A 26,072-nucleotide genomic window follows, 5' to 3' on the forward strand; every position below is an offset into this window, starting at 1 on the left:
TACTTGTTTCATAAAGAAAAGCTCGCAACCTATGCGAGCTTTTCTTTATTGCTTATTCTGTTGATGATAGTTCTTCTTCCGTTACCCACTTATGATTGGTTACTTCTTCCCCACTGTCTTTCAAGGTGAAGTCCACCATGTAGACGGTGGTTTGTTCAGCAGAATCAATAACTGAAGTCGCACCCTCCATACCTTCCATATGGTCAGCTTCTACTTTTACTTCAGCTCCTGCTTCATAGGGTTCTGCCTGTCTATCCGCTATTTCTTCGTGGATGATCCATTTATGATCTTCGACTCTTTCTCCACCATCAGTTGGATCATAGGATATGGTATATACGGTTGTATCATATGCTCCAACAATTGTAGCTTCTGCACCTTCCATCCCCGGCATGTGAGCCTCTGTAATAATCGCTGTACTTCCAACAGGGAATGCAGGATTTTCTGCTTCCTTCAGTCCTTCTGGCACCTCACCAGAGCCGGACATATCCATACCGGAATGATCCATACCAGAGTGTTCACCTTCCGAGTGATTCTCATCATTCTTATTTGAAGCTGTATTATTACCATTATTTGAGCAAGCTGCTAATACAAGCAATGCAGCAAGTGCTCCAAACATTATTAGCTTTTTCCACTTCATCATTATATCCTCCTCTTTATGATACAACTAATATACCCAATAAGTTTGCAGAAAATATGGATTAATGCACATTCTTATCGCTTTTTCTAAGCAAAATAAGTTGAAAATTCCATGTGGAGTCTTCAACATATTTACATATTCAAAAAGAAATTAGAAAGAAATGTATTTCCTTGGATTTACCGCATTTGATTTTGCATTATTCCAATCTCCTTCATGCAGTTCAAAATGGAGGTGGTTCCCGAATGAATAACCGGTGTTGCCCATTCCACCCAAGTATTGTCCTTTCTCCACATATTGACCTTGACTGACTGAAAGGCTGTCCATATGGGAATAGACTGTTGTGAATGTTTGTCCATTAATGCTATGTGTGATAATGACCCAATTTCCATAAGAACTGCTATATGAAGCATTTGTGATATAACCATCCGCAGCAACTACGATGGACGTTCCTCTTGCAGCTGCAATATCCATGCCATAATGATAACGGGATTTTCCATTCAGTACATCATATCCGAACTCAGTGGTAAATACTCCATATGCAGGAGCAGACCATGAACCTTCAGCGACAGGAGTAGATGCTGATCCACTTGCATGCTGTGGCTTGGCAGACGCTTCTTTTTTCCTTTGTTCTTCTGCAGCTTTTCTTTCGCGTTCTTTTTGTTTTGCTAATTCTACTAATCTCGCTTGCTCAGCTATAATGCTCTCTTCTATACCTCTCTCTAACTCGTACAATTCACTGCTCTTTTCCTCAAGCTCGACCTGCATTTGTTCTATTTCTTTCTGTTGAGCTGTAAGACTGTTGATAAGTTCATTTTGTTGTTCCTTTTGTAAACCTAAACTAGCAATAAACTGATCTAGTTCTTTCTTTTGAGTTTCTAAATTTAGTAGTTCTTCCCGAACTTCTTGTTCTTTCTGTTTTAATGTTTCCTGTTCTTTGTTTTGTTCGTCAATTTTATCGCGGTCTGCTTGTACAAGTGTACTTACTGCTGTTAATCGATTTATGAGGTCAGCAAAGTTTTCAGCATTCAAAATAACTTCTAAATAGTTATTAAATCCTCCGTTTGTTTGAAAGGCACGAGCCCGATTTTCTAACAAAGCTGCCCTTTTTTCCAGCTTTTCTTTCAGTACCTCTATGTCTTTCGTCAACTTTGATATATTTTCATTCGTTTTTTTTATATTGCCATTTACGGATTTTATCTCTTTATTCGTATTGGATATATCCTTGTCCAACTTTTTAATTTGGGCTGTCAGGTCATTTTGTTGAGCTATGATACTATCAATTTTTTTTTTATTATTCTCGATACTTCTGTCAATTGACTGACGTTCTTGCTGAACATCCTGTTTTTTCTCCTTTAAACTATCAATCTCTTCAGCTGAAGTGGAGTGAGGGAAAAAAACATTAATAACTGATAAAAATGCAACTACAAAATATCCGAGAAACCTCTTATTTTTATTCATTGATAACTCCTACATGATTATTTCCTCTTTCTATGTATGGATAGCAATTAATGAAATGAGGATACGAATGCATTGTGTGTCGAAAAATAAAACTTGTTAGCGAAACACGTTTTAATCGTATCATTATCTGGAGCATAGTTGATGACTGCTGGTTTACATAATCTTCACATACTGGTTACATTTCCTTGCAGTTTTTGTGCAGAAAAAGACGGTTCCCTCTAATGAAGGAACCGCCTTGTATAGTGATTATAACATGCCTTGATCCACTGAATAGACCTTAATAAATCATTTTTTATATATATTTCCGGTGCACACTCTTCCCATCATAAGTAAACAGTACATTCTTCGTCTCGATCACCGACTCCATATGCACCGGTCTTCCCCAGATCTGATGGATGTATGGCAGGACTTTTTCTAGGTATTTTAAGTCAAGCTCTATTCCCTCGAACCAGTGCTTGAGGTAAAGCTCCCCTGCACGGAGGTAATCGCCGTCATTGACGGTGATGTATGGGAAGCCACCATTCACCCTCATATTCACTAGCTGATCACGCACCTGTTCCCATGCCTTGTCGACAATCTTATAGTCCTTGCCCTGCTTCTGGAAAAGATACATATCCTCCCGCATGACGAGGTCCTTGTTCAGGTAATTGCGCAGGAACGAAATGTCCGATTCCACTTCCCGTACTTCAAACATTCTTTCACGCCCGGAGCCAGGCTTGATGCCATCCCTCTTCATCTCTTCTGTCGGATTGTTGTAACGTTCTTCAATGTCTTCAAAGATTTTGATGCCCAGATAATAAGGGTTGATGCTTGTTCGTGAAGGCTGCACCACCCCTGCATTCAATTTTGCGTACTCCAACGCTTCGCCGCTTGTGAGATCCATTTCACGGAGGATGCGTTGGTGCCAGTAGGAAGCCCAGCCTTCGTTCATTATTTTTGTTTCCATCTGCGGCCAGAAATAGAGCATCTCCTCGCGCATCATCGTCAGGATATCACGCTGCCAGTCCTCGAGCTCGCTACTGTAATGCTCAATGAAAAGTAGGATATCCTTTTCAGGCTGCGGCGGGAATTTCTTTTTCCTCTTTTTCGGAACTGCTCTTGGCTTGTTTCGCGAATCCAGATTCCATAAGTCATCATAGGCACTCGTTTTTTTCTTCACTTCTTCCTCTTCTTCCATATCATCCATGCTCCAGGCGAGCTTGGAACGTACCAAAGATGGGTCAATATGCTCTTGAATGGCAAGGACTGCGTTCAGGAAATTCTCCACCTCTTCTTTTCCATGATCATGCTCATACTGCTTGATCCTTTCAGCGGTTGCAGCCATGCTCTCTACCATGTCCCGGTTCGTATTCTGGAAACGGCAATTATTTTTGAAAAAATCACAGTGGGCGAGCACATGCGCCACAATCAGCTTATTTTGAATAAGGGAATTGGTATCCAACAAAAAGGCGTAGCAAGGATTGGAGTTGATTACAAGCTCATAGATTTTACTGAGCCCCAGGTCATAATGAAGCTTCATTTTATGAAACTGTTTTCCGAAGCTCCAATGGGAAAAACGAGTTGGCATTCCATATGCTCCAAAAGTATAGATGATATCGGCTGGGCAAATCTCATAACGCATCGGGTAAAAGTCTAGTCCAAACCCTTTTGCAATCTCGGTAATCTCATCGATGGCCCGAAATAACGCTTTTTCGTCATCTGCTCTCATGTTACAACCTCCCTTTTCCTCTTATCACAATGTATGAACAAGGTCTTGATATGATGAAAAGGGATTGCTTTTTTATGAACTTCTTTTCTGATTCCGGGAAAGAATAGGGATGTAACATGTTATAATTTTTTTATTGTGATTTTTTAGGGAGTGTTTTTTTTGGAGTTAGCATTATTCATCCTAATGGGGTTTTCCATCAGTATGCTATCGGGATTTTTCGGTATCGGGGGAGGCTTCGTTCTGACACCAGTACTCATGTTAATGGGGTTCAGTCCCATTGAAGCTATTTCTACTAGCCTTATGTATACGATCGGTACATCCATCTCGGGTGTTTTCGCCCATTATAAAATGAAAAATATTTTATGGAAGCAGGCCCTGATCATTGGGACAAGCGGAATTTTAGCTACTCAGCTTGCCTATCCTTTAGTAGAGTGGTTGGATTCCACCGGACTTGACGCAACGGTGATACCTACAATGTATTTGATATTGCTTAGCTACTTCGCTTTCACGATGTTGAAACAATCAAATAGAGAGGGCAATGTTCAGCACAGGTCTAAGTCCATTATCCCCTTGATGTTTATCGGATTGATTGGAGGGTTCCTCTCCACTGCACTTGGTGTAGGAGGCGGCTTCATCATTGTGCCGCTACTGATCAGTTTCTTGGGACTTCCGTCGCGGAATGCTGTGGCAACCAGCCTCACTAGTGTAATTTTAATAGTTACTGCAGGATTTCTTACTTATGCCATCAACATACCGATTCATTTTGACACCGGGTTCCTATTGATTGCCGGGGCCATTTTCGGTTCACAGTTCGGTGCAAAAGCTACATCCTTTGTAAAAAACGCCACCATTCAACGGCTGCTCGGAATCCTTTACATTTGTACAATGGCGAGCCTGATCATTAACATGACAGAGTATACCGTACTTGGATTAGTGGTGCTGGCTAGCTATACGTTGACGATGAACATTTTCATGTTTTTCCGGATATTTAAGCATGATATGGTGGAATCGAACGGCTGAATGTTACCCAGTAATACAAAAAATAGCCTGGAAGTATTATCAAAATACTTCCAGGCTGTTTTTTTTCATGTATCATGTAATATAAGACAAAAACGCTGTCGCAATCCCAAAGTAGATCAACAGCGACAAAATGTCATTAACCGTTGTAATCAGTGGCCCTGATGCGATAGCAGGGTCAATGTTCAATTTATATAAGATTAGCGGAATAATCGTTCCTGCCATTGTTCCGATGATTAATGTTATAAAAAGGGAAGCACCTACGACCATCCCTAATATTAAGTCCCCTTGCCATACATAAGCAATGATTGAAATAAGAATCGCACATGTCACTCCGATGGTGATCCCCACACCCAACTCACGGAAAACAACCTTTGTGACCACTTTTTTATCCAAATCACGTGAAATGAGTCCACGTACGATTACAGCCAACGACTGAGTTCCGGTGTTACCGGTCATCCCAGCAATCATCGGCATAAAGAATGCCAAAGCCACAACGTCATCCAATGTACCTTCAAAACCACTAATAATGCTTCCAGATATAAGTCCAATAAATAATAATAAGATCAACCACGGTAATCTTCTCGCGGACGCTACAAGCGCCGGTGTATCAAAATCGATGTCTTTACCGGATGCGGAAAGCTTTTCGATATCCTCATTCGCTTCCTGGATCACGACGTCAATGACATCATCGACGGTAATGATCCCGATGAGAATTTGTTCATCATCCACTACCGGGACCGCTAAAAAGTCGTAGCGTTCAATGATATTGGCCACTTCCTCCTGGTCGGTATCAACGTGAACGGAAATGACACGGGAAAACATGATGTCCATGATTTTTTCATATGCATCCGCTAAAATGAGGTCTCGGTAGGAAACAACCCCCACCAGCCGTTTCGCTTCATCAATGACATATAAGTAGTTGATTGTTTCCGCCAATTCCGCAAAGGATTTCAGCTTATCCACTACCTCACGAACGGTATATTCCTGTGGAATCCATACATATCGATTCGTCATTAATCGACCGGCAGTTTCTGCCTCATATTTCATCAAGTCCTGTACTGCAGTGGATTCCGCTTTGTTCATTTTTGATAAAAAGGCTTCCTTAATGTCAGGGTCCATTTCATCAAACAAGGAAGCAAGATCATCGTTATCCATGCGATCCATTACTTTAGCCGACTTTTCGACCCCGATTTTCTGGAGTACCTCAAGCTGAAACTCCTGATTCAGCTCCTGTATAAGTGCTGTGAGCTGGTCGATTGTCAGATACGTCAAAAAGCGTACACGGTGCTTTTCAGGCAGCTGCTGATAAATGATAGCTGTATCATACGGCTGCAATTCTTCAATGATATCCTGGAAGCCTTTACGCTTCCCGTCTTTTAAAAAGGTAATAATATTTAATATGATTTGATCCTCTGTCATGTTATGCACCATGCGCGCTACCTCCTCTGCCTGCTAGGAAGTACTAGGATTCACTCTATTTTTTACCAAAGGAGTGGTAACAAAAAAAGTAAGCATCCTGTACTGCCTTTGTGTTTGTCCTCGGACTCGGACTACTATCCATTTTCGCTACCAGCTCCTTTTCATTATTTTCCCCATTAAAAAAGCACCTTTCATCCACAGAATGAAGGCGCATAAAGGCATAGTTACCCTTATAGATTCCCTCATTCGTAGAGCTTTAGCACTGTGTGGCATAGGAATGATCCAGCTGCATTAAAAACCACCTTATATCGATGGTTCCTGTTGACCCATTGGCGTCTTTGGACGTTTCTGGGCAGCAGCGTATCTCCAGCACAGGAGCCTCACCTAACGAAGGTTCAAGTGTTCTCACAACTACTACTCTACAAGGGAAAAACCGGCTATGTCAACCTTTTTCGGTTACTGTTTTTTCTCTTCGATATTTACTGATTTAAGCTGTTTCGTTTGCGGATTGAATGTAAGCGCTACATAGATATCGATGCTTTTGTTATCTTGTTTGGCAGTGAAGTGAAAAGTATCCTTCGCTTCCGTTTCAGATATCTCTTCACGTCCCTGATACTGGTAATCGGAAATTTCCGCTTCCGGATAATTCTCCTTAGCCAGCTGGATTGCGATTTTTCCCCATTTCTCATAATCGGTATTTTCTGCCTGTGCAATGCTGATAGCAGTGGTAAGCACTAATAAAACACTTAACAAACCTAATACCCATTTTTTCATGCAACATAACCTCCATTACATTTTTTTCTTGGTTATTCTTCCTCAAACTGTACAGAATCATTACCTGATAGGAACAATTTTTTGGATTCTGTCGCCAAGAACAGTCCCACCCTTTTATTTCTCTGCCATTCCTCGCGAAAAACGGATAATGGAGGGTTGGTCTCTTCAACTGGATATGAAATTTCCGGAGTAAAAGATGGCCTTTTAAACTCCGAAACAAACCAGTCGGAGAATCCTCCTCCCACTGCATGATCCTCTGGGTAATCCAGTTTGTAACCAGTAATATTGGATAGCTTTTTGGCAACAGTCAGGTCCCGCTTTAAAATGGTTTGATCATTGGTGAAGTTCCAATATAGCACCCTTCCGGATGAATGATATGTAACAGCCATCAATGGAGCTATGCTGCGTGAAAAATCTACGACAGCCCTTGTCTCTTTTGCCTGCAGAGGAAAATCCCCTTTATAGAACTGATAATAGGGTACACGGATACTTTCTTTGATCGCGTTCCATCCTGCCGGATATTGCCTATTAAGATCCAGCCCTTGTCCGTTCGCCTTCCACCTCTCAAAATTCCTGCTGTCCCCGTTCATCCTGATCAGCTTTTCCTGAAGGTGTATCGGCAAAAAATGAACACCTTCCTGCTGAATCCTGATGCCATCCGGATTTACCATAGGCACAAACCAGATGGCTACATCGTCCAGGATGGAAGTATCATATCCGTACCGGTGCTGTTCATCAGAATAAGCATGCACATATTGCTCTAGCATCGTCATCACCAAACTGCATGTCAACCATTCTCTTCCATGGTGACCTGCCAAGATAATAATGGTCTCGCTCCCTTTTCCCACCTTGACGGCCCAGATATCCTTTCCAAATTCGGTCCTCCCGATCGAATCAATGTCGAGGTCACTACCATATTGGCGCTTAAGCGCTTTAAGATCCTCCACCATTTTTTCATACGTGTACCACTCCTTCCCATTTACAACTTCAGCATGGAAGAGTGGCTGATTTAAATGGATTACGAGGAAAAACAGGAGGATCGCTTTTTTTGCCAAGTTCATCACCTCAACATTTCACTTTCGCTTATTATTCCTTAGTATTCGTATGGAGATACGACCAACATTTACAATGAGGATTCCGGGCCAAAGAGACGCAAAATAATATCACTCCTTACCAAGAGGAGGAAGGGAAATGAACTCAGTAGACTATGATCGAGCATTGTATTATACGCACCGTTCGGAGTGGGATAATCTGCTCATCTTAATGGTAAGAACGAAAGACGATTTTTTATCGAAAAACATTGAACACTTTCTGCATTCCTACAATTTCTCAAAGGACTACCGGGAAATTGAGAAGCACCTATATCAATTGCTGCGCTATATCGATCACGCAGTCGATCGAAGCACAGCCGATCATGGGGAACATGCCGAAGTCAGCCATGGGTATATGGTGTAGGCAGCTTGATTTATTATTGTAAGCAGCAAAATGGGGTTTATTCGACCCTGATTTGCTGCTTTTTGGTTGTGTGGTTGCGTGCCACTCTCCCTCGCACCATCTTTTCACCATGGATCTAAGAAAACTTTGCGGTTACGCCCGATTATTTAAATTTGCGCCCGATTTTGAACCGTTTTCGCCCGATAAAAAAGTTTTTCGCCCGTTTTCGGACGTTTTTCGCCCGTTTTCGGACGCTTTCCGCCCGTTAGTAAATACTTTTCGCCCGAATGGCAAATCCCGAAAAAAAAAAGAGACCCACTCAGGCCTCTTCCTTCGCTAACATATATTGGCGCATTTCTGCGTACATCACCAATTCATTATAAAGAGCTTCCACAAGCTTGGCACTTTCTTCATTGACAGCATCTTTTTCGTAGTCAAAGCAATGAGGATCAAGCACAAGTTGTTTCGGAATCACATTGGCATACACTCCGCGTCCGACTGTACGCATACTGTTCAGTGCATTGATGCCGCCTTTTCCGCCGCCGGCAACCGCCAATAGTCCAACCGGCTTTTGGTGGAACTGTTCGCTTCCGAGAAAGTCCATCGCGTTCTTCAGGGCTCCACTCATGGAACTGTGGTATTCCGGTGAGAGCAGTAGTACGGCATCTGCCTCCTTCACTTTTTTCCGAAGTGCCGCCACATTCTCAAGTTCAGCCTGATACGCTTCGCCATTATATAAAGGGATATCCCCTTCACTGAGATCTATAAGATCGGTATTAAAGGTACGCTTTATATATCTTGCGGCAATTCCTGTTCTGCCGCTCTTTCGTGGACTTCCATTGATGATTAAGATGTTCATTTAACATTCTCCCTTCTACTTGTTGATACTCTTAGTATATCTGTATACCCGATTATCGAAATCGGAAAATATGGCTAAGTTTACCTACAAAAATGGGAGGAGCTTTTGCACCAAAATCTACGACTAAAGTTGTAGGTTTCTACCCGATTCCATGCTTCACTGCGTACAAGGCTGCCTGCGTTCTATCTGCAAGCTCCAATTTTGCCAGGATATTGGACACATGGGTCTTGACCGTTTTTTCAGTAATAAAAAGAGAGGAGGCAATTTCTTTATTGCTTTTCCCTTTTGATATCTCACCAAGCACCTCGAGCTCCCGTTTTGTTAATTCTTCATGCAGGGATCGATTGTTGCCACCGCCTTTTGTCAGATGTGACATCACGTGAGAGGTCACTTTCGGGTGCAACTGACTTTCGCCCCGATGAACCGCATGTATGCTAGCGATCAACTGATCTGGCTCCACATCCTTCAACTGATAACCTGCCGCTCCGGCGCGGATGGCTGGAATGACATGGTCCTGGTCGGAAAAGCTTGTCAGGATCAATACTTTGCATGCTAAGCCCATTTCCATGATCCTTCTTGTGGCTTCTATCCCATCCACCTCAGGCATAACGAGGTCCATTAAGATTACATCCGGCTTTAATGAGGAAGCGAGCGTCACTGCCTCCTCCCCATTTTTGGCCTCGCCAACTATTTCAATATCCTTTTGTGTCTTCAAAAAGAACAATAACCCACGGCGTACAACGTGATGGTCATCTGCGATCAGGACGCGTATCATCGATTTTCCTCCTTTTTCACCGGCATCTCTATTCTTACTTTCGTTCCATGGCCAAGTTTGCTGCAAACAGAAAAGCATCCGCCTAAAGCTTCTGAGCGTTCCTTCATGCTTCTTAATCCCAAAGAAGGTATCTCTTTGCTTTCATGAACGGAGAACCCCGCTCCTCTATCCTCGATTTCAAAAATGACCTGTTTATTTTCTACAAGAATGCGCAGCATCGCCTCACGGATACCTGCATGCTTTTTACAATTATTGAATGCCTCCTGACCAATTCTCCATAGGCACTCTTCAATATGTGTAGGCAGATCTATGACACCTTTCACTTCACAGTCAATTTCCATCCCAAGCACCTTACCGTAATTCATCAGGGCACTCACGAGTCCATTTTCCAGCCCTTCAGGCCGCAGCTGCCAAATAAGTGCCCTCATTTCACTTAATGCCTCCTGGGACAACTCCTGCATATAGGTCAGCATTTCTTTTATTTGCGGATTGTCTGTAAGTTCTTTTGTCCCACGTGCTGTAAGCATCAGCGAAAACAATAGCTGATTGACAGAATCATGAAGATCCCTGGCCAGTCTATTACGTTCAGCGATCACTAGCAGATGCTGTTCATTCTCTGCAAGCCTGATCCGCTTGAGCGCAGTGCCTATCTGAAATGCCACAGATTCCAGTAACGCAAGCTCTGAATCAGAAAAATGGGTTTTTTTTGGAGATGCCACATTTAACAGGCCGAATTTCTCTTCTCCTGCTCTTAAAGGGACTGTAGCATGATGAGTTATTTCGCCTGTATCTCCCGTTTCATATTTAACTGCATCCTCAAGCCTTTTGCATTCTATAATATTCGACGCACGCTTCAGACGGCCATCTTTATATTGATCCAGACACCAGCATCCTCCCTGACACATCGGCTTTTTATTGTCCTTGATCAGTGCTTCGGGAAGATTGAAAGCGGCCGTTAATGTATAGGAGCCTTTTTCATCAATCAAGTATATCCAGCCTGTTTGAAGGCCAGTGACCCTTAATAGTTCTTCCAAAACGCCACTTAACATCGATTGCAGATCATTGGCTTGATTCAAAGACTCTGCAATAATCTTCAGCGCGCGTAATTCCTGTATCCTCTGAGCCTCGCTCACAAAGCCTCTCCCCTTGAACCTATAAACTTCTACTCAGTATCTTTCTATTCTAACAAGCATTTCCCCTTTTCACCTTGGAAAAAAGTCTACACTCTTCTACAACTTTAGTCCCATAAGTTCAAAAAAAGAGGGGCCAGACCCCTTAAAATAGGTTCGACCCCAATGCATCATCATTTATGATATTGGATAATTCTGCACCAATGGATGGATCACCAACTCATCGATCAACATATGCTTCGGTGCGCTTGCCATATAGGCAACTGCTTCAGCGATGTCTTTTCCCTTCAGCCAGTCTTTTTTCTCTTCGACTCCTTCTTCGGAATTGTTGAAATAGCTGTCCACCATACCAGGGTTAACCGTACCGACACGGATGCCGTACTCGCGAACCTCTTGGGCAAGTGATCCACTGAAGCCTTGAACGGCATATTTTGTTGCCGTATAAGCGGAACCATTGGCAATCGTGTAACGCGCTACATCCGAGGAAATCGTGATGATTGTCCCTGCATTCTTCTCCTTCATATGAGGGAGAACGGCCTTGGAGCAGACGAAGACGCCTTGGACATTGACTTCAAAAACCTTTTTCCATTCATCAAGGGGCGTTTCCTCCACAAGCTTGAAGAAGCCCACTCCTGCATTGTTCACGAGAAGATCGAGGCCACCGAACTTTTCAATCGTGGATGCTATCATTTTCTCCACCGCTTCTTCATTTGCTACATCGACTTGAAAGCCTACTACATGCTCAAAGCCTTTTTCTTTTAGTTCCTTCTCTACCTTATGTATTTCATTGGAGCTGCCAATCAGTGCGAGCTTCATCCCTTTTTCCGCTAATTCATGCGCAATCGCTTTTCCTATACCTCTTGATGCACCCGTCACAATCGCAACTTGGTTTGATAACATGTCAAATCTGTCCCTTCCTGTTGAAAGATGTGATATCAATAACAAAAGGAAAGGCATAAAGCCTTCCCTTTATACCATTCAAGCTTTTCCTGCTGAATTCAATTCTGCTAAAACACCTTCCACCTTCACCATAAAGGCTTTTGAAATTTCTTCTAGCTTATCCTTACTTTGCTCCAAAGTTTCCGACTGGATTCCAAAATAGAATTTCACTTTCGGCTCTGTACCTGAAGGACGTACACATACCCATGAACCATCCTCCAAGAAATACTTCAGCACGTTGGACTTCGGCAATTCGATCTTTTCCTGTTTACCGGAAGCTGTTACGGTTCTTTCTTGTACCGCATAATCCTCCACAACTTCTACTTTATAGCCATTGACTTCCGTGGGTGCTGCGTTTCTGAATGCAGTCAGCAGGCTTGCGATCTGCTCTGCACCCTCTTTTCCTTTTAGCGTCAAGGACTTCATGCCTTCGAAATAGTAGCCATACTGTTCATATAGCTCCATCAGACCCTGATACATCGTCTTGCCCTGCTTTTTGTAGAATGCACAGATTTCTACAGCCATGACTGCTGCCTGTACTGCATCCTTATCACGAGCAAAGTCCCCAATCAAGGAGCCATAGCTTTCCTCATATCCGAATAGGAAAGAGTATTGACCTGTTGCTTCATATTCTTTCATTTTTTCTCCGATGAACTTGAAACCTGTCAGTGTATCGACTGTTGCAACACTATAGCTGTCTGCAATCGTACGGCCAAACTCCGAGGTAACAATCGTTTTCAGCATAACACCATTATCCGGCAGCGTTCCTGTCGCTTTCTTCTCCGCTAAGAGATAATGAAGGAATAATGCTCCGGTCTGGTTTCCAGTTAAAATGACATATTCCCCTGCTTCATTCTTTACCGCAACACCCAGTCGGTCCGCATCCGGATCTGTTGCGATAAGGATGTCTGCATCCATCTCTTTTCCATCACGGATGGCAAGCTCAAACGCAGCATGCTCTTCAGGATTTGGAGAAGCAACCGTAGAGAAATTAGGATCCGGCAATTCTTGTTCCGCTACAATCTTTACATTGGTATAACCCAATGCTTTCAAGCCTTCACGCACTGGAAGGTTGGCTGTACCGTGAAGCGGCGTGAATACAACCTTCACTCTGTCACCCATTTCCTGACCAAGTTCAGGGTGTACAGAAATGGTTTTCAGCTTCTCCTGGTAAGCATGGTCTATCTCTTCGCCGATGATTTTGATAAGCCCTTTTTCTTTAAGTGTCTCTTCGGACTCCACCTGGATTTCCAGTTCATTCTCCACTTCCTGAACCTTGGCAATCACTTGATCCGCTTCAAGTAAAGGCAACTGCCCTCCATCGGGACCGTATACCTTGTAGCCGTTGTATTCAGGCGGGTTATGGCTTGCCGTCACAACAATTCCGGAAAATGCATTCAGCTTTCGGACGGCAAAAGACAATACCGGTGTTGGACGCAGGCTTTCAAACACATACGTCTGAATGCCGTGGCTTGCCAGTGTCTTAGCAGCCTCCATCGCAAATTCAGGTGATTTATGACGGCAATCATATGCTATTGCAACGCCGCCTTTTTTCGCTTCTTCCCCAAAAGATTCTATGTATCGTGCCAATCCCTCGGACGCTTTTCGAACCGTATATACGTTCATGCGGTTCGTGCCTGCACCAATTTCACCGCGCATGCCACCTGTACCGAATTCCAACTCTTTATAAAAGCTATCTTCTTTTGCCTTTTCATCACTTTTCATTTCTTCCAAGAGCTTGACCATTTCCTCGTCAAGGTTCGAGTTACTTTCCCAAAGTTCGTATTTATCCATCCAGTTCATGTTTCTTTTCCTCCTTGCAATAATCAGGATACTGTAGACTTCTCTTAAGCTGGTACGACATCCTGCAAATATAATACGTCAGTTTGCGACAAATTGTGCACGGTGAACGCTTCCATTATTATTATACTAGAAAAGGAAAGGAATCGCATCGGCAATTCCTCATAGTGGTTCATCGCTTTTCATCCATCATCTTCCATTACCGTTACCGCATCCTTGATATGCTTTTCCAATTGACTTCGATGCTGCTCTGTCATTTCTTTCGTCCAGAACAGCTCCCTTGCCATTACGTCCAATACCTTACCCTTCCACTTTTGCACCCAGTGAATGTGAAAAAAAAGGGCACCAGTGCGCCTGATGAAAAAATCCAGCGGTGTTACGGCCATCTCCTCATGAATGGCATATAGCAGCTGTACATGGATGTTCAAAGGCAATGCAATTCCATTACCCTTTGCATTCTCCTTCTCGGCTATCCTGAATAGCTTATCGACATTCGATCCATACCGGGAAACAAGGGTTAGTGCATCCTCTTGTGAAAACCCAAGCTTCTCCCCCTCTTCAATCTTTTTCGCCACAAACGCCGGCATACTCTTGGACCCACCGAGATTTCCCCCTGAAATGGGCAGATTTTTCGTTTTACATGCATCGAACTTTACCTGATCGTCTTTGTTCAGCTGCTTTCCAATCAGGTCCACTACCATTTCCGCCATTTTCCGGTAACCGGTCAGCTTGCCACCAGCGATCGTAATCATCCCCGAATCGGATATCCACACCTCATCCTTTCGAGAGATTTCCGATGCGGACTTCCCCTCCTCATAAATGAGCGGTCGAACTCCTGTCCAACCTGATTCGATGTCCGTTTCCTTGATGTTCAGTGAAGGGAACATGAATTTGATTGCCGCGAGTACATAGTCCTTATCATCTCTGACCATGCGTGGATGAAGCATATCCTCCTTATATACTGTATCCGTCGTTCCGACATAGGTCTTTCCGTCACGGGGAATGGCAAAAATCATTCGCTTGTCTTCTGTGTCAAAATAGATCGCCTGTTTTAAGGGGAATTTGCTCTGATCAAAAACAAGATGGATCCCTTTTGTTAATTGAAGATGCTTCTCTTTTTTGGAGCTATCCATATCACGCAGGGAATCCACCCATGGTCCGGCTGCATTGACTATTTTTTTGGCACGGATCTGATAGCTTTTCCTGCTGATCTGATCCACCACCATTGCACCGGATATCCTGCCATTTTCATACAGCAGCTTTTCCACCTTTGCATAGTTCACCGCATCCGCTCCATGTTTCACAGCTTCCTTCAGCACCTCGATTGTCAATCTGGCATCGTCTGTACGATACTCTACGTAAAGACCACCGCCTTTTAATCCTTCTTTATTCAACAAAGGCTCTCTTTTTAACGTTTCAGAAGCTGTGAGCATTTTCCTCCGCTCCGACTTTTTGACACCTGCCAAATAGTCATAAACACGAAGTCCGATGGATGTGGAAAGCTTGCCGAATGTCCCTCCCTTGTAAATGGGCAACAGCATCCATTCCGGCGTTGTAACGTGCGGTCCATTTTCATATACAATCGCCCGCTCTTTTCCCACTTCGGCTACCATCTTTACTTCCAACTGCTTCAAATATCGCAGACCGCCATGCACAAGCTTCGTGGAGCGGCTTGACGTTCCTCCAGCAAAGTCCTGCATTTCCACAAGCGCCACCTTCATCCCGCGGGACGCTGCATCCAAAGCAATGCCGCTTCCTGTTATTCCGCCACCGACAATAAGGATGTCATATGTAGATTCCTTCATTTTCTCTAAAATCATCGTACGGTTCGTGCTGGAGAAGGATAGTTTTTTCATAGGATAAGAGCCTCCAAATGTTTTTTCTTCTACTTACTACTACACAAAAAAAGACCACAGCAAACATAGACAAAGCCCTTGCTCTGATTATGTTCTGTGATCTTTTCCCGACTATGGCCGATATATTGACTTACTCCGATTATACCATATTCTTCTTTTTACTTGAAAGCTGTTTTCGCATACATTGTTGCTTTTGACGTATCCAACGTGAACACGTAATAAACCTTGTCTTCGTGCTCTTTTCCCGTGTAAAATAATATATTTTCACTTTGAATAATAGGGGGAAAATGCTGTAAAAAATCCAAAAGCCGATTTTTTACGGACAAAAACAACAAACTTCAAGAAAAGAGCTTACTTGAAAGCCATAGTTGCACGGATCGCTTTATTCCACCCGTCATATAATGCCGCCTGCTGCTCTACTGACATCTTTGGTTCAAAGCTTCTTTCCACTTGCCACTGTGAAGCGATTTCTTCTTCACTTTTCCAAAAGCCTACCGCAAGGCCTGCTAGATAGGCTGCACCAAGGGCGGTCGTTTCATTGATTGTAGTCCGCTCCACATCCACTCTCAGCATGTCACTCTGGAACTGCAGGAGGAAATTGTTTTTTACTGCTCCCCCATCCACACGAAGCGACTTCAGCGAGATACCGGAATCCTGTTCCATTGCAGTCAGGACATCCTTCGTCTGAAAGGCAAGTGATTCGAGTGTGGCCCGGACAAAATGTTCCTTGGAGGTGCCGCGGGTCAATCCGAACACCGCACCTCTCACATCGCTGTCCCAATACGGAGTTCCAAGCCCTACAAAGGCCGGCACCACATATACCCCTTCGCTGGATTCCACTCTTGTCGCATACTCCTCACTTTTTGCCGCATCCTTGAACATGCGGAGACCGTCCCTAAGCCATTGAATCGCCGATCCTGCGACAAAGATACTCCCTTCCAGTGCATACGTGACCTTCCCGTTCACCCCCCAGGCAATGGTGGTCAATAGGCCGTTTTCGGACTTGATCGCTTTCTCTCCAGTATTCATCAACATGAAACAACCAGTCCCGTATGTATTTTTTGCCATTCCTTTTTCATAGCAGGCCTGACCGAACAATGCCGCCTGCTGGTCGCCTGCAGCCCCGGCAATCGGAATCTCCTGTCCGAAGAAGTGGAAATCAACCGTTTTCGCATAGACTTCCGAAGAGCCCTTTACCTCAGGCAGCATGGACTTTGGAACCTGCAGGATTTCCAAGAGTTCCTCATCCCACTTGAGATCATGGATATTGTACATCAATGTCCTTGATGCATTGCTATAGTCTGTTACATGTGCCTTGCCACCGGACAGTTTCCAGATCAGCCAAGTATCGATCGTTCCAAAGAGCAGATCTCCATTTTCCGCTTTCTCTCTCGCCCCCTCCACATTATCCAGAAGCCACTTCACTTTTGTTCCGGAAAAGTAGGCATCGATTAAAAGACCCGTTTTATCACGGAAAAAATCTTCATGTCCCTGCTCCTTCAGCTCCTCACAAATGGCAGCGGTCTGTCTCGATTGCCACACGATGGCATGATGGATCGGCTCTCCCGTTTCCTTATCCCAGACAACCGTTGTTTCACGCTGATTCGTGATGCCGATTCCCGCAACCAGAGACGGCTTGATCCCGGACTCTGAAATGCACGAGGCAATCACCGCAAGGATGGAGCTCCAGATTTCGTTGGCATTATGCTCCACCCAGCCAGACTTGGGGAAATACTGCTTAAACTCCTTCTGTGCCGTATAGACGACTTCCCCTTTTTTATTGAAGAGCATAGCGCGCGAGCTTGTGGTTCCCTGATCAAGGGATAAAATGTATGATTCCATGAATGGTTCGCTCCTTTCTGTAATCCTTTTTTTAGATTTTCGCCTGAAGTGGGGGGAATTCCTCCTTTATTGGGTGCGTTCCTTGAATTTAGGATAAATACCCTCTACAATACCACCCAAAACAGCAGCGGAAGCGTAAACAGTGTCAATACCGTACTTACGAGGGTTGCACTGGAGACAAACTCAGGCTCCGTATTGAATTCAACCGCATACATCGTCGTGTTTGCTGCTGCAGGCATCGCAGCCATCACAATCATCAGTTGCTTGATCAACTCATCTACGGGCAAGACAAGGGTGATCAGAAAAGCGATAACAGGTGATATAATCAGCTTGATTCCCACGGCATAAAACAGCTTCTCTTTTTTGGCCGTTTTTATCGATATCTTCGCAAGCTGCATGCCGAGAATAACCATGATTACAGGAATGGTTGCATCTGCCACTAGATTTACCGCCTCCATAATAGAAGAGGATACCGGTACAGAAAGGTATTGAAAACTTAGGCCAATCATGGCACCGTACATGATTGGCATCTTTACGACAGCCCTTGCAGCGGAACGGAAACCATCACTTTCCGGGCTCCCTTTGGCTGCATAGTATACTCCGACAGTCGCCATCAGCATCTGTTGAGCGACCATCAGGACAACCGCATATTCAAACCCCACCACACCAAACAATAGAAGGGCAAGCGGCGTTCCATAGTTTCCATTGTTCATGAAGCTCGCTGAAAGGATCATCCCGCACGTCTCAGCCCTTGAGTACTTTTTAACCCATGATAACAGGTAGACAAATAGAATAAGAGAAAAACATAGCAAGATCGTATATATCACGATATAGAGATGCTCGCTCGTAAACTCATTCGTATAGAAAGTACGAAATACAAGTACTGGGGACAGCAAATACAATGCCATCTTCGATAAGGCTTTCGTATCGAATCCCAGTGTTTTTTGACCGATGAAACCTATCGCAAATATTAGAAAAACTGGTAATAGTACGTCTAGAAAAATCATGAGTATCCTCGCATTCTGCTACTATTTCAATGTTGTAGTTTTTTTCTATCTTAACAAATTCCCTGAAAAATGACAGGAATTTATTTCGGCTCACTTAATAATTTACCAGTTCTATTCCCTTGCACGAATTACAGGTTATGGAGTAAACTGAATATATTCCGATTATACAGGTGGGATTAATAAGTTATGAAAAATACTGCATCAAATACAATACCTAAACCACTCGTCACTTCTAACCAATGGTTCATTTTACTTTCTGTGGTGATTTCTTTGATCAGTGGATTATATTTTATTTTGCTGCTGCCTTTATTGGCTGGCATAATCGGCTTGCTAACAGGGTATAACCCAGTCTTGAAACTGGCTGGCAAGTTTCTTTCAAAGCCGTACTCATCCTATCCTCAGGAGGATAAAGCGCAATTACAATTCAATCAGACAATCGCTGTCAGCTGTCTCGCACTTTCACTAATTGGGTTCTACGCCGGAATCACGGCTCTCGGCTACATTTTCTCCATCATGGTTGCGGTGGCCTCTGGAGTTGCACTTCTAGGATTCTGTGTAGGCTGCTTCATCCGTTTCCAATGGCAGCAGTATCAATATCGCAAGCATACGGCAAAATAAAGCAGGAGTCGACTTATGAAAAAGTCGACTCCTGTTTTTTAAACTATTTTCGCATAAACTGTTGCTATTGACGAATACAACATAAACACATAATTTTACATATCATCGTGCTCTTTTCGATGTATTAGATAATATAATTTTTAAATTATGCGAAGTTTATCTCGGTAAAAAATCCAAAGGCCGATTTTTTACGGTCAGGAGCAACAAACTTTACGAAAAGAGCTTTTTTACTTTTTATATTTAATTTCATACACATCACGCCGTCTGTCCTTCAACTGACGCACTGTTCCTGACTGGCGCTGGCGGCGCAGGATTTCGAGATCCACATCCCCGATGATCACCATTTCGATATTTGGGTTGCACTCGCCGACAATTCCGTCACGGGCAAATTCAAAATCGGATGGGGCAAAAATGGCGGACTGGGAATATTGGATGTCCATGTTTTCTACCTGTGGCAAGTTTCCACATGTTCCGGCAATGACTGTATAGATCTGATTTTCAACGGCACGTGCCTGTGCACAGTATCGAACGCGAAGATAGCCTTGTCTGTCCTCTGTGTTGAATGGACAGAAGATGATATTTGCCCCTTTTTCAGTAGCAATACGGGCAAGCTCCGGAAATTCGATGTCATAGCAGATTTGTATTGCAATCTTACCGCAATCCGTATCGAATACCTTCACAGTGTCACCGCGACTGATTCCCCACCACTTTCTTTCATTTGGTGTGATATGGATTTTATACTGTTTCTCGATCGTCCCATCACGACGGAAAAGATAGGCAATATTGAATACTTTATCATCCTCCTCGACGAAATGAGAACCGCCGATGATATTGACGTTATATTTTACAGCCAAATCGGTGAAAAGCTGGATATAGTCTTCGGTATATTCCGTCAGACGCTGAACGGCTTTACTTGGTGATCTTTCATTCAAAAAGCTCATCAGCTGGGTCGTGAATATTTCCGGGAAGACAGCAAAATCTGCTCCTGCATCAGAAGCCACATCCGTATAGTATTCCACTTGGGTAGCGAACTCTTCAAATGAACTGATCGGCTTCATCATATATTGAACCACACAGACCCGGACAGGGAAGGAAGTTTTAAAATGACGCTTCGTTTGCGGGATATACTCCACATTGTTCCATTCCATCAATGTTGCGTATTTATTGGAAGCGAGATCATCCGGGAGATAGCCTGGATTGATCCTCATTAGTGTAAATTCATTCAAGAGCTGGAACGAAAGCACCGGATCATAGATTTTGTGGCGCATCACCTGGCGGACGTATTCGCGTGGCGACATTTCGTCTGCATGCTTATGATAGTTTGGAATTCTTCCGCCGATAATGATACTCTTCAGGTTCAGCCTTCTCGCCAAATCTTTTCTTGCTTCATAAAGACGATGTCCGACCTTCATTCTCCGGAAGCCTGGATGCACCATCACTTCAATTCCGTAGAGGTTGTAGCCATCTGGATTATGATTCGTTATGTATCCTTCGTCGGTAATATCATCCCATGTATGTCGATCATCATACTCATCAAAGTTGATAAGCAGGCTTGAGCAGGAACCGATGATTTCCCCATCATACTCCGCACATAGCTGCCCTTCCGGAAACATGATCAAATGACTTTCCAGCTGCTCTCTTTTCCAAGGATCCATGCCTGGAAAACATAAATGCTGCAGGGCAATAATATCATCTATGTCTTTCATTTCTATATTTCTAATAATCATTTTTTTCTCGAATTTAGACAAGTCGATTTTAGACAAAAACACCATCTCCTCATAATTGTGCTAAATAAATGGATTTCATATTGGGCTTTTTCAGTAAAAAAAGGAGAATTACCCAATATTACTTATTCCCCAATTTCATAAATACAAAACACTTCCTCTTCTAGTTTTGCATAATGAACACGCAATTTGAAACAATAAGCACTAAAAAAGACCGGCTGCTGATTTAAACCTGCTGCCGGTCTTCATTATTATGTCAACTTATATACTCGTGCTTCCCAAGGGTGTAGAGTAAATTCTTTTACATCCTCATCTTTCACATCATAATTGCTGATTAGTAGTTCCTTTTCCTCGAAATTTGTTGGATGCTCCCATTTAAAACGGTGAATATTTCCTGAGAAATTTGTTACAACCAATAAAGTTTCGTCGTTTAATGTTCTAATATAGGCAAATACTTCTGGATGGTCTTCATAGAGCATGTCAAAAGACCCGTAAACGATAATCTCATGCTTCTTGCGAAGTTCTATCAGCTTTTTATAGTAATGAAAAATGGAATCCGGGTCTTCCAGTGCTTTCTGGGCGTTGACTTCCTTATAGTTCGGGTTCACTTTGATCCATGGTGTACCTTCTGTAAAGCCGGCGTTGGCAGTATCATCCCACTGAATAGGGGTTCTCGCATTATCACGGCCTTTTGTATAAATCGATGTCATGATATCGTCCACATTTTCCCCGTTTTCAAGCACACGTTCCTTATACATGTTCAACGTTTCAATATCCTTGTATTCCTCGATTGTCTCAAAACGGACATTGGTCATTCCAATCTCTTCCCCCTGATAGATATAAGGGGTGCCCTTCATCATATGCAGGGTTGTTGCAAGCATTTTGGCTGAAGTGACACGATATTCCTTATCCTCTCCCCAGCGGGAAACGATTCGTGGCTGATCGTGGTTATTCCAGTATAGGCTGTTCCATCCGCCATCCTCGAGCTCGGACTGCCATTTGCCAAGAGATTTCTTCAAATCCCTTAAATCAAGCGGTTTGAGGTGCCATTTATTTTTACCAGGCTGTGTATCGAGGTCCATATGCTCAAATTGGAATACCATGTTAAGCTCTTTACGTTCTTCTCCAGTGTAAAGCTTCCCTTCTTCAGGGGATACACCAGGCATTTCTCCCACTGTCATAATGTCATAATGGGATAGAACCTCATTGTTCATCTCCTGAAGAAACTCATGGATACGAGGGCCGTTCATGAAATATTGGTGGCCGGACACATATTTTTCCCCTTCAGGATTTTCCCCATCCGGCAAGCCGTCTACTTTGGAGATGAAGTTGATGACATCCATCCGGAAGCCATCAATCCCTTTATCAAGCCAGAATTTCATTAGATCGTATACTTCTTGGCGAAGTTTTGGATTTTCCCAGTTCAGGTCTGGCTGTTTTTTAGAGAATAAGTGGAGAAAATATTCCTCGGTCGTCTCGTCGTATTCCCATACAGAACCGCCAAAAGTCGCTTCCCAATTGTTAGGCTCCCGTACTCCCTTTCCAGGTCTCCAGATGTAATAGTCACGATAAGGATTGTCTTTGGACTTTTTAGCTTCCTTAAACCAGTCATGCTCGTCTGAACTATGGTTCACCACAAGGTCCATGATCAGCTTCATGTCTCTTTTATGCATTTCAGCCAGCATTTCTTCCCAATCTGCCATCGTTCCGAATTCATCCATGATTGTTCTATAATCACTGATATCATAGCCATTATCATCATTTGGGGATTGATAGACAGGCGATAGCCACACCACATCAACACCCAATTCCTTCAGATAATCCAGTTTTTCTATGATTCCCCTGATATCCCCTACTCCATCTCCGTTCGAATCATTAAAGCTGCGAGGATATATTTGATACACAACTGCTTCTTTCCACCATTGGCGTGTCATTGCTCCGTCTCCTTTTACCCTATTAGTCTTATACGAATGAAATCGATTCCATAACCTATTGTACAAGATTCCTTTTCCATTGGAAACCGCTTTCTTTTTTCTGCATCCAGTACACTTCCAACCTGTCATGAAATGTTCACAGGTAAAATGATGGATTAGCTTTGCAAAGCTGATGGACAAGTACTATAATTTTAAACAAGAATCCAAGATATATGAAACCAAGATAAATGAGGCGAGAAAAAAGTGGATCACTCCAAAAAAATTGAAAATCTTTTATTGGCAGCTTCCGTTGTCGCTTTAGTTGCAACATTGGGAAGCTTGTATTTTTCCGAAATACTACTATACATACCTTGTGAGCTTTGCTGGTACCAGCGTATTCTCATGTATCCGCTTGTCGTGATTCTTGGAATAGCTGCTGTAAAAAAAGATGCAGGAATTGCAACCTATTTACTTCCGTTATCCATTCTTGGCGGGGCGATCTCCTTCTACCACTATCTTGTACAAAAAGTGGATTTTATCGGGGAAAACTCAGTGTCTTGTGGCGTCGTGCCATGTACAGGACAGTATATCAACTGGTTAAGCTTCATCACCATCCCATTTTTGGCACTTATCGGTTTTATTCTTATCACGATCATCCTATTCATGGTTAAAAAATTGAACGTAAAGGAAGGAAAATAATCTTGAAGAAAATTGTAGTTATCGTATCTGTTATTGTCGCTATCTTTATTGCACTAGCCGCCATTACAAATATCCAGCAGAAACAGCAGTCTGAAGGCAATCCGTTTGGGAAAGCCAAGATATACCCAGCTACTCAAGAACAATTGGATGACCCATTGTATCAAAATATCATTCTTCCAGAAGAATTGGAGGAAAAGCTGGATAATGAAGAATCAGCAACTATCTATTTCTATAAATCAGATTGTCCTGCGTGTATGAAAACCAGCCCAGTAGTCGTTCCGATGGCGGAAGAGATGGAAATTGACCTAGAAATGTACAACCTGCTTGAATTCGAACAAGGCTGGGATGACTTTAATATCCACTCTACACCGACACTTATCCACTTTGAAGACGGCAAAGAGGTAAGCCGACTGGAAAACTATCACCAAGATGAAACTGTATTCTCTGATTGGCTGGAAGAAGTAAAAGAAACTACGGGCGAATAATACGCCCGTAGTTCTTTTTTGTTACACTAGGAATTGGTTGGATGCTCGAATGAACTTGCTGAGCATCGTGGGATTTTTTGTTTGTTGTGTAAACTGCTCAATGGCAAATGGAAAGGAAAATCCGAAATCCCTTAACATGTTGACATTCCTCGTATATAGTTCACGGTGTTTCAGCTTGATGCCCTCATCTTGGATTGTCTCGATTACCGCAATGATTGCCTGTAGACAGGAAATGATATGAAAAGCTTCTTTCAGTGTTCCATTATAAACGGTAAATGTGTCATGGACGGCACCTGTATGGAGGGATAACTGACTCTCAAGGTTTTCTATCTCTTTATCTGTGAAATAATATGGAAGAATGTTCGTTAAGAGGTGCTGGACCAGTTCCCCAATATGGTCCTCCTGCTCTGGGGTAGATGCATAAACTACTTTCACGAATTAAAACCCACCTTTGTAACTTCTCTATAATCTCTATAACAAAAGAGTAACATAAATACATGTTATATTGCGTAGGTAGTTAATGGAATCACTAGACTTGATACGACAAAAAGAAGGACATCCCTTCTATTTATTTAAAGGAGTTTTACCTATGAAAATACAGTTAACTGTCCATACGGAGAATCCCCCTTCCTTACAGGACTATCTAAAGGATTTAGTAGGGGTGCCAAAGGGGCTGCTTCATGAATTGCGCATGTCGAAAAAGGTACTCGTAAATGGAGGAATTCCCAATTGGACACAGCCGTTACAGACCGGAGATACGATCATACTTCCTGTATTTTCCGAAGAAGTAAGTCCTGTTCCAAACACCATGGACATTTCTGTTCTGTATGAGGATGAACATCTGTTGATTGTCAATAAGGCTGCTGATATGGAAACACATCCCTCCTCTGAAACCGATCAGAATTCTCTTTCTAATGGTGTTGCTAACTATTTCGTGGAAAATGGGATACAGTCAAAAGTCCGTCATATCCATCGTCTGGACAAGGATACTAGTGGAGCCATCCTTTTTGCGAAGCATAGCTTAAGTGGAGCCATTTTAGATAGGGAGCTTGAGGCAAGGAAAATAAAAAGAACTTATGTTGCCCTTGTTGAGGGTCTTATGTCCAGTTCTGCGGGCACCATCGATAAAGCAATCGGTAAAGACCGACACCACGCTTCCCGCCGGAGGATTTCACCAAGCGGCCAAAAAGCGGTTACTCATTTTAAAGTGCTAAAGAAATTTGTGAAAGAAAAACTTACACTGGTGCAACTCACCCTTGATACCGGCAGGACACACCAGATACGCGTCCATATGAGCAGCCTCGGCCACCCGCTCTTCGGGGACACTTTGTATAGAGCGAAAAGCAAACATACCCGTCACAGTTTGCATGCCTGGAAGTTAACTGTCCCCCATCCGTTTCAAGGTGGTTCCATCACGGTTGAAGCACCGATTCCGACTGATTTTGCCCCATTTACCCTTTCAGGTGAATGGAAAGAGCTGTAGCATACTTCTGCTACAGCTCTTTTTTAAATACATAGCTCGTTTTATCATATTCCATTTTTTCAACATAAAAACGATGGGCATCCTTGCGTTGCAGTCCGGAAGATAGCGTAACCGTCTGGCAGCCTTTTTCTACTGCCAGCGTTTCGATATGTGACAATAGCTTTTCACCGTACCCCTTGGATCTGGCATGACTTGCTGTCACCAGATCATACACATAAATATGATAGCCGTCATAATAGTTTGTCAGAGGGATGATGCCGGTGACAGCCTTGACTTCCTCCCCCTCATAACAGGCATGGATTTCATATCCCTCCTGTTTCATCTTTTCGTACATATCAAAGAAAGTTTCTTCTGTTAGATGTGTTCGCAGTTCCTTTAACACATGGTACCCCTGAAGTAATTCTTCTTTTTTCTGAAGATGCTTGATCATTCTACTCACACTCTCCTATGTATAAATAATCTTTCGTTTGGCAATTAACACTATAGTACCTT

At 43.1% G+C, this 26,072-nt stretch carries 24 protein-coding genes and 1 riboswitch; of the genes, 6 read left to right on the forward strand and 18 right to left on the reverse strand.

Annotated elements, in window-relative coordinates; all coding sequences use genetic code 11:
- Positions 1-52: 52 nt before the first annotated feature.
- The 3 genes from ABN702_RS14535 to ABN702_RS14545 form a co-directional block, all read right to left on the reverse strand.
- The gene (locus ABN702_RS14535; RefSeq protein WP_417897522.1) at positions 53-640 is read right to left on the reverse strand and encodes a YdhK family protein; all 588 of its coding nucleotides are present in this window, start codon (positions 638-640) and stop codon (positions 53-55) included.
- Between the two features lie 147 nt (positions 641-787).
- Positions 788-2,095 carry a murein hydrolase activator EnvC family protein gene (locus ABN702_RS14540; RefSeq protein ID WP_417897523.1) on the reverse strand — a complete coding sequence of 436 codons (1,308 nt, stop codon included), beginning with the start codon at positions 2,093-2,095 and terminating at the stop codon, positions 788-790.
- Positions 2,096-2,387: 292 nt separating this feature from the next.
- Complete coding sequence (locus tag ABN702_RS14545; protein ID WP_417897524.1) at positions 2,388-3,803, reverse strand: SpoVR family protein; 1,416 nt, start codon at positions 3,801-3,803, stop codon at positions 2,388-2,390.
- Positions 3,804-3,962: 159 nt separating this feature from the next.
- Here ABN702_RS14545 and ABN702_RS14550 point away from each other — a divergent pair, with 159 nt between their 5' ends.
- A complete protein-coding gene (locus ABN702_RS14550) occupies positions 3,963-4,823 on the forward strand; it encodes a sulfite exporter TauE/SafE family protein (RefSeq protein ID WP_417897525.1) in 861 nt (286 codons plus the stop codon).
- 72 nt (positions 4,824-4,895) lie between these two features.
- Here ABN702_RS14550 and mgtE read toward each other — a convergent pair whose 3' ends face one another.
- The 3 genes from mgtE to ABN702_RS14565 form a co-directional block, all read right to left on the reverse strand.
- Positions 4,896-6,254: a magnesium transporter gene (mgtE, locus tag ABN702_RS14555; RefSeq protein ID WP_417897526.1), complete on the reverse strand. Its 1,359-nt coding sequence runs from the start codon at positions 6,252-6,254 to the stop codon at positions 4,896-4,898.
- Between the two features lie 222 nt (positions 6,255-6,476).
- Positions 6,477-6,641: riboswitch (M-box (ykoK) riboswitch) on the reverse strand.
- A 57-nt stretch (positions 6,642-6,698) separates the two neighbouring features.
- Positions 6,699-7,016 (reverse strand): DUF3889 domain-containing protein, encoded by a 318-nt coding sequence (locus ABN702_RS14560; protein ID WP_417897527.1) that lies wholly within the window; start codon positions 7,014-7,016, stop codon positions 6,699-6,701.
- Between the two features lie 32 nt (positions 7,017-7,048).
- Positions 7,049-8,071 (reverse strand): M14 family zinc carboxypeptidase, encoded by a 1,023-nt coding sequence (locus tag ABN702_RS14565; protein ID WP_417897528.1) that lies wholly within the window; start codon positions 8,069-8,071, stop codon positions 7,049-7,051.
- 136 nt (positions 8,072-8,207) lie between these two features.
- Here ABN702_RS14565 and ABN702_RS14570 point away from each other — a divergent pair, with 136 nt between their 5' ends.
- The gene (locus ABN702_RS14570) at positions 8,208-8,471 is read left to right on the forward strand and encodes a YhdB family protein (protein ID WP_417897529.1); all 264 of its coding nucleotides are present in this window, start codon (positions 8,208-8,210) and stop codon (positions 8,469-8,471) included.
- A 298-nt stretch (positions 8,472-8,769) separates the two neighbouring features.
- Here the strand turns inward: ABN702_RS14570 and ABN702_RS14575 are convergent, their stop codons facing one another.
- From ABN702_RS14575 to ABN702_RS14610, 8 genes are all read right to left on the reverse strand, one after another.
- Entirely contained in the window at positions 8,770-9,309 is a 540-nt protein-coding gene (locus tag ABN702_RS14575) for an NADPH-dependent FMN reductase (protein ID WP_417897530.1), read from the reverse strand.
- A gap of 139 nt (positions 9,310-9,448) precedes the next feature.
- Positions 9,449-10,084, reverse strand: a complete 636-nt coding sequence (locus ABN702_RS14580; RefSeq protein WP_417897531.1) for a response regulator — start codon at positions 10,082-10,084, stop codon at positions 9,449-9,451.
- Positions 10,081-11,217 (reverse strand): GAF domain-containing sensor histidine kinase, encoded by a 1,137-nt coding sequence (locus ABN702_RS14585; protein ID WP_417897532.1) that lies wholly within the window; start codon positions 11,215-11,217, stop codon positions 10,081-10,083. The genes ABN702_RS14580 and ABN702_RS14585 overlap by 4 nt, the downstream gene beginning before the upstream one ends.
- Before the next feature lie 174 nt (positions 11,218-11,391).
- Positions 11,392-12,114, reverse strand: a complete 723-nt coding sequence (locus ABN702_RS14590; protein ID WP_417897533.1) for an SDR family oxidoreductase — start codon at positions 12,112-12,114, stop codon at positions 11,392-11,394.
- A 78-nt stretch (positions 12,115-12,192) separates the two neighbouring features.
- A complete protein-coding gene (locus ABN702_RS14595; RefSeq protein WP_417897534.1) occupies positions 12,193-13,956 on the reverse strand; it encodes a phospho-sugar mutase in 1,764 nt (587 codons plus the stop codon).
- A gap of 179 nt (positions 13,957-14,135) precedes the next feature.
- Entirely contained in the window at positions 14,136-15,809 is a 1,674-nt protein-coding gene (locus tag ABN702_RS14600; RefSeq protein ID WP_417897535.1) for an FAD-dependent oxidoreductase, read from the reverse strand.
- A gap of 351 nt (positions 15,810-16,160) precedes the next feature.
- Complete coding sequence (gene glpK, locus ABN702_RS14605; RefSeq protein ID WP_417897536.1) at positions 16,161-17,651, reverse strand: glycerol kinase GlpK; 1,491 nt, start codon at positions 17,649-17,651, stop codon at positions 16,161-16,163.
- 104 nt (positions 17,652-17,755) lie between these two features.
- The gene (locus tag ABN702_RS14610) at positions 17,756-18,658 is read right to left on the reverse strand and encodes an AEC family transporter (protein WP_417897537.1); all 903 of its coding nucleotides are present in this window, start codon (positions 18,656-18,658) and stop codon (positions 17,756-17,758) included.
- A 186-nt stretch (positions 18,659-18,844) separates the two neighbouring features.
- On the opposite strand from ABN702_RS14610, the gene ABN702_RS14615 reads away from it, so the two are divergent.
- Positions 18,845-19,276, forward strand: coding sequence for a DUF4395 domain-containing protein (locus tag ABN702_RS14615; protein WP_417897538.1), 432 nt, complete (start codon positions 18,845-18,847; stop codon positions 19,274-19,276).
- A gap of 227 nt (positions 19,277-19,503) precedes the next feature.
- Here the strand turns inward: ABN702_RS14615 and ABN702_RS14620 are convergent, their stop codons facing one another.
- Entirely contained in the window at positions 19,504-21,003 is a 1,500-nt protein-coding gene (locus tag ABN702_RS14620; RefSeq protein ID WP_386637147.1) for a GNAT family N-acetyltransferase, read from the reverse strand.
- Positions 21,004-21,251: 248 nt separating this feature from the next.
- Positions 21,252-22,934: a glycoside hydrolase family 13 protein gene (locus tag ABN702_RS14625; RefSeq protein ID WP_417897539.1), complete on the reverse strand. Its 1,683-nt coding sequence runs from the start codon at positions 22,932-22,934 to the stop codon at positions 21,252-21,254.
- Between the two features lie 243 nt (positions 22,935-23,177).
- On the opposite strand from ABN702_RS14625, the gene ABN702_RS14630 reads away from it, so the two are divergent.
- Positions 23,178-23,612 carry a disulfide oxidoreductase gene (locus tag ABN702_RS14630; RefSeq protein WP_417897540.1) on the forward strand — a complete coding sequence of 145 codons (435 nt, stop codon included), beginning with the start codon at positions 23,178-23,180 and terminating at the stop codon, positions 23,610-23,612.
- Positions 23,613-23,614: 2 nt separating this feature from the next.
- Positions 23,615-24,097, forward strand: a complete 483-nt coding sequence (locus tag ABN702_RS14635; protein ID WP_417897541.1) for a thioredoxin family protein — start codon at positions 23,615-23,617, stop codon at positions 24,095-24,097.
- A gap of 21 nt (positions 24,098-24,118) precedes the next feature.
- Here the strand turns inward: ABN702_RS14635 and ABN702_RS14640 are convergent, their stop codons facing one another.
- Positions 24,119-24,532 carry a DUF5365 family protein gene (locus ABN702_RS14640; protein ID WP_417897542.1) on the reverse strand — a complete coding sequence of 138 codons (414 nt, stop codon included), beginning with the start codon at positions 24,530-24,532 and terminating at the stop codon, positions 24,119-24,121.
- Between the two features lie 154 nt (positions 24,533-24,686).
- On the opposite strand from ABN702_RS14640, the gene ABN702_RS14645 reads away from it, so the two are divergent.
- Entirely contained in the window at positions 24,687-25,580 is an 894-nt protein-coding gene (locus tag ABN702_RS14645) for an RluA family pseudouridine synthase (protein ID WP_417897543.1), read from the forward strand.
- 10 nt (positions 25,581-25,590) lie between these two features.
- Here ABN702_RS14645 and ABN702_RS14650 read toward each other — a convergent pair whose 3' ends face one another.
- The gene (locus ABN702_RS14650) at positions 25,591-26,010 is read right to left on the reverse strand and encodes a GNAT family N-acetyltransferase (protein ID WP_417897544.1); all 420 of its coding nucleotides are present in this window, start codon (positions 26,008-26,010) and stop codon (positions 25,591-25,593) included.
- Positions 26,011-26,072: the final 62 nt, after the last annotated feature.

Source organism: Bacillus haimaensis (assembly GCF_048270625.1).
Classification (GTDB): domain Bacteria; phylum Bacillota; class Bacilli; order Bacillales; family Bacillaceae_I; genus Sutcliffiella_A; species Sutcliffiella_A haimaensis.